This is a genomic window from Streptomyces sp. CNB091, assembly GCF_000377965.1.
The window spans coordinates 173382-185571 of record NZ_KB898990.1; the positions used below are offsets into that span (position 1 = coordinate 173382).

Sequence of the window (12190 nt, forward strand, 5' to 3'; positions counted from 1 at the left end):
GGCCGGGTCTCCGACGCCCGGTCCGGACGCGGACCACGGGACCCGGCCCGGACCGGCCGGCCGGGAGACCACTGACGGGGGCGACGCATGACCACGGTCATATTCATCCACGGCACGGGTGTGCGGCCACCGCACGCCGAGACCCTGTACGCACGGGTCACGGCCTCGTTCGCCGAGGCCGCCCCGGGCGTGCGGGTCGTGCCGCTCGACTGGGGTGAGCGGTACGGAGCTCGGCTCGCCGCGGGCGGGGCGAGCATTCCGTACGAGGGGGCCGGAGCCACCGAACGGGACGCGGAGAGCGAGGAGGACGACGAGACCGCCGCCTGGGAGCGCCTCTACCGCCACCCGGAGGCGGAGCTGGCCCTCGCCGCCGCACGCGGCTCCTCGGGGGAGATACCGCCGGGGGCCGCCTGCCCCGACGAGGAGTTCCGGGAGCGGCTGGCGGAGCTGGCAGCCCGGGGCGAGGCGGTCGCCCCGGAACTGGGCCCCGGTCTCGGCGCGCGGGCCGCGGCCCTGGCCCGCAGTCCTCTGCTCGCCCCAGCCGCCGAAGCCGTGGACCCCGAAGCCCTGGCGACGTCCCTGGCCCGCGCGCTGGTCGCCGCCGTGATCGGCGCGGCCCTCGCCGAGGACGCGCCGGTGATCCCCGACGGGGCCACCCGCGACGCCGCCGTGGACCGGGTCGCCCAGGCGCTCGGCGGTGCCGCGCCCGGTACGAGCAGGGGTCCGGTGGGCCGCCTGGTCGCCCGGCCCGTGCTGCGGCTCGGCTCCCGCTACGCGGTGCGCCGCCGCCGGGCCCTCACCGGGGCCGCCCACCCGGCGGCGGGCGACGTGCTCACGTTCCTCGTCCGCGGCGGCCCCTTGCGCTCCGCGCTGCGCGAGCTGGTCGCCGCCGTGGAGCCCCCGGTCGTCCTGCTCGGCCACAGCCTCGGCGGGATCATCGCCCTCGACACCCTGATCGAGGCCCCGCTGCCCGGCGTCCGGCTGCTGGTCACGGTGGGCTCGCAGGGGCCGTTCCTGTACGAGACGGGGGCGCTGCCCCACCTCGAACACCCTCAGCCGCTGCCCGCCCACGTCCCCGCCTGGCTGAACATCCACGACCGCCGCGACCTGCTCGGCTTCGCCGCCGCCCCGCTGTTCCCCGGGCGGGCCGAGGACGTCGCGACCGACAACCGGCAGCCGTTCCCCGCCGCCCACAGCGCCTACTGGACCGATCCGGCCGTCTACCGCGTCATCGCGGAGCGGCTGCCGTGAGCGCGGGCGGTGTCGACCCGGCACGCGTGGTGGCGCTCGTCGTCGGCGTCGAGGCGTATGCGGCGGGCCCGCACTGGACGCTGCCGGGGCCGGTCCGCGACGCGCTGCGCTTCCGGGACTGGCTGCGGGCCACGGGCGTACCGGACGCCAACATCCTGCTGCACCTCGCCCCGGCGGAGGAGCCGCATGCGGCCACCGGCCACCGCGACGCCGACCACGAGACCCTGCGGCGGGTCCTGGTCCACGAACTGCCCGCCCGCCAGGGAGACGTGCTCTGGGTCTGGTGGGGCGGGCACGGCGTCCTGGACCGGGACGAACACCTGCGGCTCTACTGCGCCGACGCCACGGACGACGACCGGCGCAACATCGACCTGGAGTCCGCCCGCCGCCGTCTGAGCAGCGACGTCCTGCCCGGGTTCGCGGAGCAGAACTGGGTCGTCGACGCCTGCCAGACCTTCGAGGAGCGCCACCGCCCGGCGGTCACGATCCCCGACGGGAGCCTCCCCGCCGGGCAGCGACAGCGGGTGCACAGGCAGAACGTACTGCTGGCCGCCGACCGGGGGCAGCGTGCCGCCAACGACCCCGTACGCGGCCTGGGCGTCTTCTCGGACATCCTCCTGCACGAGCTGGCCGCCCTGCCCGGCGGTCCGGCCCCCGACCCGGAGGCGCTCTTCGCGGCCGTCCGGAACCGGTTCGACCGGCTGCGCGCCGAGGCGAGCCATACCCAGTTCCCCACGCTTCAACTGCACCGCCCGGGACACTCGGAACACCTGCCCGGCCGTCCGGCGACACCGTCGGCGAACGGAGTCCGTCCGGGGCCCGACCGGGCGGGCGGCGGTCTGGTCCGGGTGGTCGAAGCGCTCCTCGCCTATCCGCTGATGAGCGACCGGGACGAACGCCAGACGATGGTAGGGGAGCTGGACCCGGTCCTGGTGGCGCGGATGCCGCGGCACGCGGTGCCCCGTACGGACGTCCTGGGCATTCTGCGGACGCTGAGGCGGCGCCCGGAGGGGCCCTGGGACCTCTACCGGGCCGTCACCCTGCTCGACGACGACCCGGGCAGGGCTGCCGAACTGGGGCAAGCCCTGCGGGAGTTCCTGGCCGAGGACCGGCCCGGTCCGCCGGGACCGTGATCGAACGACGTGATCGCACGGGTTTCCGGAAGGCAACCCATTCGTCATGATGGGAAGGGACGGGTGGCATCGTGTGCCGCCGGACCGAAAAAGGGGGAAAAGGCCTTGCAGCAGACGGCATCGGCCGGTGATTCGGTCGACTACCTGGAGTCCGATGTGGCGGACCTCGCGGAAGTGGGCGTCGCCGCCGCGCGCGCCCTCGCTCCCGCGCCCGGACAGCGTCTGCTGGAGGAGATCCGAAGAGCGCGCACCAGCACGCTGTCCCAGGAACCCCCTGGCCCTCGCGCTGTCTGAGCGCTGCGCGGCCCTCCCCGGAAGCGGGCCCCCGGGCCGCTTCGGGACCACGACGGAGGAGCACGGGTGCACGGACCGATGCGGATGCCCGGCCACTGGTTCGACGAACTCGCCGCGGGCGGAGGTTCGGCGGAGGCCGTCGGCTTCCTCGTGGAGGGCGAGCGCGCCCGACGCCTCGTCCTGCTCCGGGAGTTGCTGGGCCGGCTGGAGGAGCGGCCCGCGCTGCTCGGCCCCGCCGACCTGGGCTCCATCTGGCGGACCGTGGAGCGGGCCGAGCTCGAAAATCCCGGCTGTGTGGAAGAGTTGCTGCTCAGCCCGCAGGTGGGGAGCTGGCTCGCCCATACGCTGCGCCGCCTGCACGGCACCGCCGCCGGCTCTCCGCTGTGGGTGGACGCCGGACACCTGGCCGCCGTCGCCCTGGTGGCCGCGGTGAGGGCCGGGACGGCCGCCGAGCTCGTCGTGCCCGCGAGGGAGGGCGCGGTGGCCCTGCCGACGCTCGGCCTCGCCCGGCTGCCGGGCACCCCGCTGCTGGGCTTCCAGCCGGTCCACGCGCACGTACGGGAAGGCGAGTTACTGCTCGTCCCGGCCGGACGGGGCACCGGGGCGACGGCGCTGACCGTGCGACCGCTCACCGCGCCGCCGAGCGCCCTGTGGTGGCCGACGCATCGGCTGCCGGTCCGGCCGGGCGGGCCCGAGGTCGCCCTCGACGACACCGACCCGTACCGCGACCTCGATCGCCCCATCCCGCCCCAGCGGCTCACCCCGTGCGAACTCGACTCCTGGCAGAGCCTGTTCGCCGCGGCGGTCGCGCTGCTCGACCCCGCCTCCGGCCTTGGCCCGCGTTCCGGCGGTACGGGGCCGGGCACGCTGCGCCCCGAGGAGATCGGGCGCATCGTGCCCTGGCCCGGACGGCTGCGACACGGCCCCGTCGCGGGGCTCAGCGCCTCCACCGGCGATGCGTTCGGCTCCATGGTGGTCGCCCGGCCCCCGGACGGCGCGGCGCTCGCGGAGACGATGGTCCACGAGTTCCAGCACAGCAAACTCGGCGCGCTGCTGCACCTCTTCGCGATGCTCGACGACGACCGCGAGGAGGAGTACTACGCCCCGTGGCGCCCGGACCCACGCCATCTGCCGGGGCTCCTCCACGGCGCGTACGCCTTCGTCGGCGTCGCCGGATTCTGGCGGGACCGGATCGGGGACCGGGCGGCCGATCCACTGGATCTGGCACCCTTCCGGTTCGCGCTCCGCCGCCTCCAGACCCGTACGGTCCTGCGGACCCTGGCGACCCGCGCCGCGCTCACCGGACCCGGCCGTCGGCTCGTCGCCGGACTGACCCGCACCGTCGACGGCTGGCTCCGCGAACCCGTGGACGGGCGGGCCGTGGCGCGGGCCCGCGCGGCGGCGGCCGGTCACCGGGTCGAGTGGCGGCTGCGCAATCTGCGGTGCGCGGACGAGGAGCGCGCCGGCCTGGGCGCCGCGCTGCGCACGGGGGCTCCGCCGCCGCCCGTAGGACAGCCCCTGCTCGTCCCGGCCTCGGAACGTACCCACTGGCAGGACGTGCGGGGCGCGCTGTACCTCCGCCCGGACATCGCGCCGGACGGCGCGCTGCACGTCACCGTCGCGGACACCGGGCCGGGCGCCGCGTCGGTCGCCGCTCCGGACGCCGCGTCGGTCACCGTCGCCCGCGGCGTGCGCCCCCGGGCCACGCCACCGCTCCGCGCGGATGTGCTGCTGGTCCGGGGGGAGGCCGCCGCGGCACGGGAGGCGTACCGGGAGCGCTGGTCCGAGGCGCCGGGGGACCCCCATCCGCTGGCCGGCTGGCTGCTGGCGCACACCGCGCTCCACCCCGGCCACCGGCGGCTCCTCGCCCGCCCGGAGCGGTTCGCCGCCGCCGTCGCGGGGGAGGGGCCGGAGCTGTGGGAGCACGCGGCCCACCGGCTGACCGCCGCACGACCTCCCGCCTGACCAGCACCGGGCGGCCCGCACGGAGGGTCCGGGAGTCCCTCGGGGAGGCCTGCGCGCGTGAGGCGCGTCACTCTGCGTGAAATTCTCGGCATACATTCCGCCGGACCGGGGAGGGGTCCAGGCCGCTGGTGCGGCCGTACCCCGGTTCACCGCGCAGCACGCCCCGGCCGAACCGGAGGGGGCATTTCAGGCACGGAAGGCGAAAATCGACATGTCGGCGCTCAACACCATCCACATCGACGGCACCTGGCGGGCCGCCGGATCCGGCGCGACGCGCGAGGTCATCGACCCCGCCGACGCCACGGTCCTGGCCGTCGTCGCGGAGGGCGGGGCGAAGGACGCCGACGCGGCGATCGCGGCGGCGCGACGCGCCTTCGACGACGGCCCCTGGCCGCACAAGCCGGTCGCCGAGCGGGCCGGGCTGCTGCGCCGGGTCGCCGAGCTGCTCCAGCGGGACCGCGAGGAGATCGCGATCACCGAGAGCCGCGACACCGGCAAGACCCTCGAAGAGGGCCGGGTCGACGTCGACGACGTGACCAACGCCTTCCGCTACTTCGCCGACCTCGTCATGAACGAGAGCGGCGGCCGGGTCGTCGACGCGGGCGACCCCGACGTCCACAGCATCGTCGTCCACGAGCCCGTCGGCGTCTGCGCCCTGATCGCCCCCTGGAACTACCCCCTCCTCCAGGCCAGTTGGAAGATCGCCCCGGCCCTCGCCGCCGGCAACACCTTCGTGCTCAAGCCCAGCGAGGTCACCCCGCTCTCCACCGTCCACCTGATCCGGCTGCTCTCCGAAGCCGGTCTCCCCGACGGTGCGGCCAACCTCGTCACCGGCGCGGGCGACCCGGTGGGCGCGCGTCTCTCCGAGCACCCGGACGTGGACCTGGTCTCCTTCACCGGCGGCCTCGCCAGCGGTACGAAGGTGGCTCGGGCCGCCGCGCCGACCGTGAAGAAGGTCGCCCTGGAGCTGGGCGGCAAGAACCCCAACGTGGTCTTCGCCGATGCCTGCGCCACCGACGAGGGCTTCGACACCGCCGTCGACCAGGCGCTGAACGCCGCGTTCTTCCACAGCGGCCAGGTCTGCTCCGCCGGGGCCCGACTGATCGTCCAGGACTCGGTCAGCGAGCGGTTCGTCACCGAGCTGGCCCGCCGCGCCGACGCCATCCGCCTCGGCCGGGGCACCTTCGACGGCGTCGAGTGCGGCCCCCTCGTCTCCGCCCAGCAGCTCGCCAAGGTCGAGGCGTACGTCGCCTCCGCCCGGGAGGAGGGCGCGATCGTCCGGGCCGGCGGCGAACGCCCGGCCCCCAGCGACGTACGGCCCGAGGGCGGCTACTTCTACCGGCCGACCGTCCTCGACGGCTGCCACCGTGAGATGCGGGTGGTCCGTGAGGAGACCTTCGGCCCGATCCTCACCGTCGAGACCTTCCGTACCGAGGAAGAGGCCATCACGCTGGCCAACGACACCGACTACGGCCTCGCGGGCGCCGTCTGGACGACCGACGCGGGCCGGGCCCGCCGGGTCGCCGGACGGCTGCGCCACGGCACCGTCTGGATCAACGACTACCACCCCTACCTGCCGCAGGCCGAGTGGGGCGGCTTCGGGAAGTCCGGCACGGGGCGCGAGCTCGGCCCGACGGGGCTCGCCGAGTACCGCGAGTCCAAGCACATCTACCAGAACCTGAACCCGCGCCCCCAGCGCTGGTTCGCCGGCTGACGCCTGCGGGGGCCCGGGAACCGTCAACCCCGGTGCCCCGACCGGCTGTTCGCAGCACCACGTACACGCACGAACCTTGCAGAAGGAGCAGTGACCGATGCCTTCCACCCCCCGCAGCACCGCAGTCCCCGACGGCCCCGCGGCCGACTACGTGATCGTCGGCGGCGGCACCGCCGGATCGGTCATCGCCTCCCGGCTCACCGAGGACCCCGACGTCACCGTCACGGTCATCGAGGGCGGCCCCACCGACATCGACCGCGACGACGTGCTGACCCTGCGCCGCTGGCTCGGCCTGCTCGGCGGCGACCTCGACTACGACTACCCCACCACCGAGCAGCCGCGCGGCAACTCCCACATCCGGCACAGCCGGGCCCGGGTCCTCGGCGGCTGCTCCTCGCACAACACCCTCATCAGCTTCAAGCCGCTGCCCGGCGACTGGGACGAGTGGGCCGAGGCGGGCGCCGAGGGCTGGGGCGCCGCCGCGATGGACCCGTACTTCGCCAAGCTGCGCAACAACATCGTCCCGGTCGACGAGAAGGACCGCAACGCCATCGCCCGCGACTTCGTCGACGCCGCCCGGCAGGCGGCCGGCGTCCCGCGCGTGGACAGCTTCAACAGCAAGCCGTTCCACGAGGGCGTCGGCTTCTTCGACCTCGCCTACCACCCCGAGAACAACAAGCGCTCCTCCGCCTCGGTCGCCTACCTCCACCCGCACATCGAGGCCGGCGACCGCCCCAACCTGCGGATCATGCTGGAGACCTGGGCGTACCGGCTGGAGTTCGAGGGCACCCGCGCCACCGGCGTACACGTGCGGACGAAGGACGGCGAGAAGATCCTGCTGCGCGCCGCCCGCGAAGTCATCGTCTGCGCGGGCGCGGTGGACACGCCCCGGCTGCTGCTGCACTCCGGGATCGGTCCGCGCGAGGACCTGGCCGCACTGGGCATCGACGTACGCCACGACCTCCCCGGCGTCGGCGAGAACCTGCTCGACCACCCCGAGTCCGTCATCGTCTGGGAGACCGACGGGCCCATCCCGGAGAACTCCGCGATGGACTCCGACGCGGGACTCTTCGTCCGCCGCGACCCCGAATCCCGGGGCCCGGACCTGATGTTCCACTTCTACCAGATCCCGTTCACCGACAACCCTGAGCGGCTCGGTTACGAGAAGCCCGAGCACGGGGTGTCGATGACCCCGAACATCCCCAAGCCGCGCAGCCGGGGCCGCCTCTACCTCACGAGCGCCGACCCCGAGGTCAAGCCGGCCCTGGACTTCCGCTACTTCACCGACGAGGACGACCACGACGGGCGCACCCTGGTCGACGGCATCAAGCTCGCCCGTGAGATAGCGGCCACCGAACCGCTGGCCCACTGGCTGAAGCGCGAGGTCTGCCCCGGGCCCGAGGTCACCTCGGACGAGGACATCAGCGAGTACGCCCGTCAGGTCGCCCACACCGTCTACCACCCGGCCGGCACGTGCCGCATCGGCGCGGCCGACGACCAGCAGGCCGTCGTGGACCCGCAGTTGCGCATCCGGGGCCTGGAAGGCATCCGGATCGCCGACGCCTCCGTCTTCCCGACCATGCCGGCCGTCAACCCGATGATCGGGGTCCTGATGGTCGGCGAGAAGTGCGCCGAACTCCTCGCGGACCGGGCGCGTGACACCGCGCCGGTCACCAGCACCAGCACCGGAGGCGATGTCCGATGAGCGGAACCGAGACCCTCAAGGCCACCGGGCCGGCCGAGGCCGGCGGGAGCCCCGTGTTCTCCGTGCGCGACCTCTGGAAGGTCTTCGGCCCCAAGGCCGACCGGATCCCCGGCGGCGAGCACGCCGCGCTCCCACCCGCCGAACTGCGAGCCGCCACCGGCTGCACCGCCGCCGTACGCGACGTCTCCTTCGACGTCCGCAAGGGCGAGGTCTTCGTCGTCATGGGCCTGTCGGGCTCCGGCAAGTCGACCCTCGTACGCTGTCTGACCCGGCTGATCGAGCCCACCAGCGGCACCATCGCCATCGACGGCGAGGACGTCCTCGCGATGGACCGCTCCCGGCTGCGCCAACTGCGCCGCCACCGCGCCGCGATGGTCTTCCAGCACTTCGGACTGCTGCCGCACCGAACGGTGTTGGACAACGTCGCCTACGGTCTGGAGATCCAGGGCCTGAGCAAGGCCGAACGCCGTTCCAAGGCGGCGGAGTTGGTGGCGAAGGTCGGCCTCGCGGGTCTGGAGGACCGCCGCCCCTCCCAGCTCTCCGGCGGCCAGCAGCAACGCGTCGGGCTCGCCCGCGCGCTCGCCGTCGACCCGTCCGTCCTCCTCTTCGACGAGCCGTTCAGCGCGCTGGACCCGCTGATCCGCCGCGAGATGCAGGACGAGGTGGTCCGGCTGCACCGCGAGGAGGGCCGCACCATGGTCTTCATCACCCACGACCTCAGCGAGGCACTGCGCCTGGGCACCCGGATCGCGCTGATGCGCGACGGCGGCATCGTCCAGCTCGGCACCCCCGAGGAGATCGTGGGCTCGCCCGCGGACGACTACGTGCGCGAGTTCGTCCGCGACGTGCCGCGCGAGCAGGTCCTCACCGTCGCCACGGCCATGCGGCCCGCGCTCGCCGGGGAGAGCGAGCGCGGCCCGGCCGTACGCCCCGGGGCCACCGTCTCCGAGGCCATCGAAGCGGTCTCCCGCTCCGGCGACCCCGCCGCCCGGGTGATGGACGGCGGCCGGCTCGTCGGCGTCGTCGACCACGCGTGCCTGCTCGACGTCGTCGCGGGAACGACCGGACCCGGTCACGGGGCCGCCTCCGCGTCCGGCGCCCCGGACACCCCCGCCGGCCCCGACGCGCCGGACGGCTCCCGCGAGGTGACCCTCTGATGGCCACCGCCCAGGCCACCCCGGCCCGCCCCGCGCAGGCGGGCGCGCGCCGGGGACCGCTGGCCGTACTCCGGGACCGCCCGGCAGCGGCCAAACTCCTGCTGCTCGCTCTCGTCGCCGCCGTCGTCGTCCCCCTCGTGCACGGCCGCTGGGGCGGCGGTGTCTGGCCCGACGCGCTGACCGCCGACCTCTCCGCGCCGCTCGGCGACGTGACGGACTGGATCGTCTCCAACCGCGACAGCCACCCGCTGTTCCTCTACTTCTTCGGCCACATCAGCAACGCCGTCGTGCTGTCCGTACGCGGGGTCTACCTGGTCCTCCTGGCCCTCGGCTGGGCCGGCGTCACCGTGTTCGCCGCCGCCGTCGCCTGGCGCGTCGCGGGGGTCCGGCTCGCCCTCACCGCGGCCGTCTCGTTGCTGGTCTGCGGGCTGCTCGGCATGTGGGTGCCGACCATGCAGACGCTCGCGCTGATGGCCGTCGCCGTCCTCGCCTCCGTCGTGCTCGGACTGCTCCTCGGACTGGCGGCCGGCCTGTCCGACCGCACGTTCCGCGTCCTGCGCCCGGTGCTCGACACCATGCAGGTGCTGCCCGCCTTCGCGTATCTGCTCCCCGTGGTGCTGGTCTTCGGCATCGGCGTGCCCGGAGCCGTCCTCGCCACCGTCGTCTACGCGGCTCCGCCGATGGCCCGGCTCACCGCACTCGGCCTGCGCGGCGCGGACGCCGGCGTGATGGAGGCCGTCGCCTCGCTCGGCGCGACCGGACGGCAGCGGCTGCTGAGCGCCCGGCTCCCGCTGGCCCGCAAGGAACTCCTCCTCGGCCTGAACCAGACCATCATGATGGCGCTCTCCATGGCCGTCATCGCCTCCGTGATCGGCGCGGGCGGCCTCGGCGACCGCGTCTACCAGGCGCTGTCCTCCGTGGACGTCGGCGCCGCGCTCGCCGCCGGCATCCCGATCGTGCTGCTGGCCGTCGTGCTGGACCGTACGACGGAGGCGGCGGGCCGCCGCATCGGCGCCGAGCCCACCGGCCCGGCCCTGCTGCGCGGCTGGCGCGGCTGGTCCCTGGCCGCCGTGGTCACCGCGGCCGTCGCCGTCGCCGGACGGGCCACCGACGGCCGGGTCTGGCCCGAGGACGTGACCGTGGCCATCGCCGGACCGGTCAACACCGCCAAGGACTGGATGGTCGACCACCTCTACACCGGGGTGCCCGTCGTCGGCGGCACCGCCGACCTCGCCGCCCACTTCACCAGCGGCGTCCTCAACCCGCTGCGCGGCGGGCTCACCGGCCTGCCCTGGTGGTCGGTGCTGCTGATCGTCGCCGCCCTCGCCTGGACCATCGGCACCTGGCGCACCGCCGCCACCGCCGTCCTCGCCATGGCCGCGATCGGCGTACTCGGTGTGTGGGAACCCTCGATGGACACCCTCAGCCAGGTGCTCGCCGCCGTCGCCGTCACCCTGGTCCTCGGCTTCGCCGTCGCCGTCGGCGCGGCCCGCAGCGAACGGTTGGAGCGGCTGCTGCGACCGGTCCTGGACGTCTTCCAGACCATGCCGCAGTTCGTCTACCTGATCCCCGTCGTCGCCCTCTTCGGCGTCGGCCGCGCCCCCGCCGCCGCTGCCGCGGTGATCTACGCGCTGCCCGCCGTCATCCGCATCACCACCCAGGGCCTGCGGGGCGTCGACCCGGCGGCAATGGAGTGCGCCCGCTCGCTCGGCGCGACCCCCGGCCAGCAACTGCGCCAGGTCCAGATCCCGCTGGCCAGGCCCGCCCTGCTGCTCGCCGTCAACCAGGCGGTGGTGCTGGTCCTCGCCGTCGTCATCATCGGTGGACTCGTCGGATCGGGTGCGCTCGGTTACGAGGTGGTCCTCGGCCTCGCCCAGGGCGACCTGGCCACCGGCCTCGTCGCCGGAGCGGCGATCGTCTGCCTGGGCCTGATGCTCGACCGGGTCACCCAGCCCACCGCCCGCCGCCAGCGACAGGAGAGCTGAGATGAACCGCTCCCGCACCCGCCTGCTCGTGGCGCTCGCCTCGGCCGGGGCCCTGCTGGCCACGGCCGGCTGCGGCGCCGCCGACATGACCAAGCAGGCCTCGCCCTTCGCGGCCCCTGCCGGCGTCAAGACGGTCACGCTCTCCGTCCAGTCCTGGGTCGGGGCCCAGGCGAACGTCGCCGTGGCGGAGCATCTCCTCAAGGAGAAGCTCGGCTACCGCGTCGACCTCGTCCAGACCGACGAGGTCCCCGCCTGGGACGCCCTCAGCCAGGGCCGCGTCGACGCGATTCTGGAGGACTGGGGCCACCCGGACCAGGAGAAGCTGTACGTCGACGAGAAGAAGACCATCGTCCGGGGCGGCGACCTCGGGGTCACCGGCCACATCGGCTGGTACGTCCCCAAGTACTGGGCCGACAAGAATCCCGACGTCACCGACTGGAAGAACCTCGACAAGTACGCGGACCAGCTCAAGACCGCCGAGAGCGGCGGCAAGGGCCAGCTGATGGACGGCTCGCCCTCCTACGTCACCAACGACGTGGCCCTGGTGAAGAACCTGGACCTGGACTACAAGGTGGTCTTCGCCGGCTCAGAGGCGGCCCAGATCACCCAGATCCAGCAGTTCGCCAAGGAGAAGAAGCCCTTCCTCAGCTACTGGTACCAGCCGCAGTGGCTGTTCAACGAGGTGCCGATGGTCGAGGTGAAGCTCCCCGAGTACACCGACGCGTGCGCCGCCAAGGACCCGGCGGACATCGACTGCGCCTACCCGACGACACCGCTGCAGAAGTTCCTCAACGCCGACTTCGCCGAGCGCGGCGGCGAGGCGTCCGCGTTCCTGAAGAAGTTCCACTGGTCGGAGACGGACCAGAACGAGGTCTCCGAGATGATCGCCTCGCAGAAGCTCGACCCCCAGGAGGCGGCGGAGCGCTGGATCGAGCGCCACCCGGACGTCTGGAAGAACTGGCTTCCGCGGGACTGAGGCCGCGCCG

The 12190-nt window shown here is 74.1% G+C and carries 9 protein-coding genes; all 9 read left to right on the forward strand.

Annotation, left to right across the window (positions count from 1 at the left end; translation table 11 throughout):
- The first annotated feature begins 87 nt into the window (after positions 1-87).
- The gene (locus tag D581_RS0100695; RefSeq protein WP_018955298.1) at positions 88-1251 is read left to right on the forward strand and encodes an alpha/beta fold hydrolase; all 1164 of its coding nucleotides are present in this window, start codon (positions 88-90) and stop codon (positions 1249-1251) included.
- Complete coding sequence (locus tag D581_RS0100700; protein WP_018955299.1) at positions 1248-2384, forward strand: effector-associated domain 2-containing protein; 1137 nt, start codon at positions 1248-1250, stop codon at positions 2382-2384. Before D581_RS0100695 ends, D581_RS0100700 begins: the two co-directional genes overlap by 4 nt.
- A 105-nt stretch (positions 2385-2489) precedes the next feature.
- Positions 2490-2678: a hypothetical protein gene (locus tag D581_RS1000000138460; protein ID WP_018955300.1), complete on the forward strand. Its 189-nt coding sequence runs from the start codon at positions 2490-2492 to the stop codon at positions 2676-2678.
- 66 nt (positions 2679-2744) lie between these two features.
- Complete coding sequence (locus tag D581_RS01000000136650; RefSeq protein ID WP_018955301.1) at positions 2745-4643, forward strand: aKG-HExxH-type peptide beta-hydroxylase; 1899 nt, start codon at positions 2745-2747, stop codon at positions 4641-4643.
- A 211-nt stretch (positions 4644-4854) separates the two neighbouring features.
- On the forward strand, positions 4855-6357 hold the full coding sequence (locus D581_RS0100715) for an aldehyde dehydrogenase family protein (RefSeq protein WP_018955302.1): 1503 nt from the start codon (positions 4855-4857) through the stop codon (positions 6355-6357).
- A 97-nt stretch (positions 6358-6454) separates the two neighbouring features.
- Positions 6455-8062 (forward strand): GMC oxidoreductase, encoded by a 1608-nt coding sequence (locus D581_RS0100720; RefSeq protein WP_018955303.1) that lies wholly within the window; start codon positions 6455-6457, stop codon positions 8060-8062.
- A complete protein-coding gene (locus D581_RS0100725) occupies positions 8059-9219 on the forward strand; it encodes a glycine betaine/L-proline ABC transporter ATP-binding protein (protein WP_018955304.1) in 1161 nt (386 codons plus the stop codon). The genes D581_RS0100720 and D581_RS0100725 overlap by 4 nt, the downstream gene beginning before the upstream one ends.
- Positions 9219-11204 carry an ABC transporter permease subunit gene (locus tag D581_RS0100730; protein ID WP_018955305.1) on the forward strand — a complete coding sequence of 662 codons (1986 nt, stop codon included), beginning with the start codon at positions 9219-9221 and terminating at the stop codon, positions 11202-11204. The genes D581_RS0100725 and D581_RS0100730 overlap by 1 nt, the downstream gene beginning before the upstream one ends.
- A gap of 1 nt (position 11205) precedes the next feature.
- Positions 11206-12180: an ABC transporter substrate-binding protein gene (locus tag D581_RS0100735; protein WP_018955306.1), complete on the forward strand. Its 975-nt coding sequence runs from the start codon at positions 11206-11208 to the stop codon at positions 12178-12180.
- Positions 12181-12190: the final 10 nt, after the last annotated feature.

Coding starts and splice junctions, on each gene's coding strand:
- D581_RS0100730 (WP_018955305.1), top strand. CDS start 9,219: ATGGCCACCGCCCAGGCCACCCCGGCCCGCCCCGCGCAGGCGGGCGCG.
- D581_RS0100735 (WP_018955306.1), top strand. CDS start 11,206: ATGAACCGCTCCCGCACCCGCCTGCTCGTGGCGCTCGCCTCGGCCGGG.
- D581_RS0100695 (WP_018955298.1), top strand. CDS start 88: ATGACCACGGTCATATTCATCCACGGCACGGGTGTGCGGCCACCGCAC.
- D581_RS0100725 (WP_018955304.1), top strand. CDS start 8,059: ATGAGCGGAACCGAGACCCTCAAGGCCACCGGGCCGGCCGAGGCCGGC.
- D581_RS0100715 (WP_018955302.1), top strand. CDS start 4,855: ATGTCGGCGCTCAACACCATCCACATCGACGGCACCTGGCGGGCCGCC.
- D581_RS0100720 (WP_018955303.1), top strand. CDS start 6,455: ATGCCTTCCACCCCCCGCAGCACCGCAGTCCCCGACGGCCCCGCGGCC.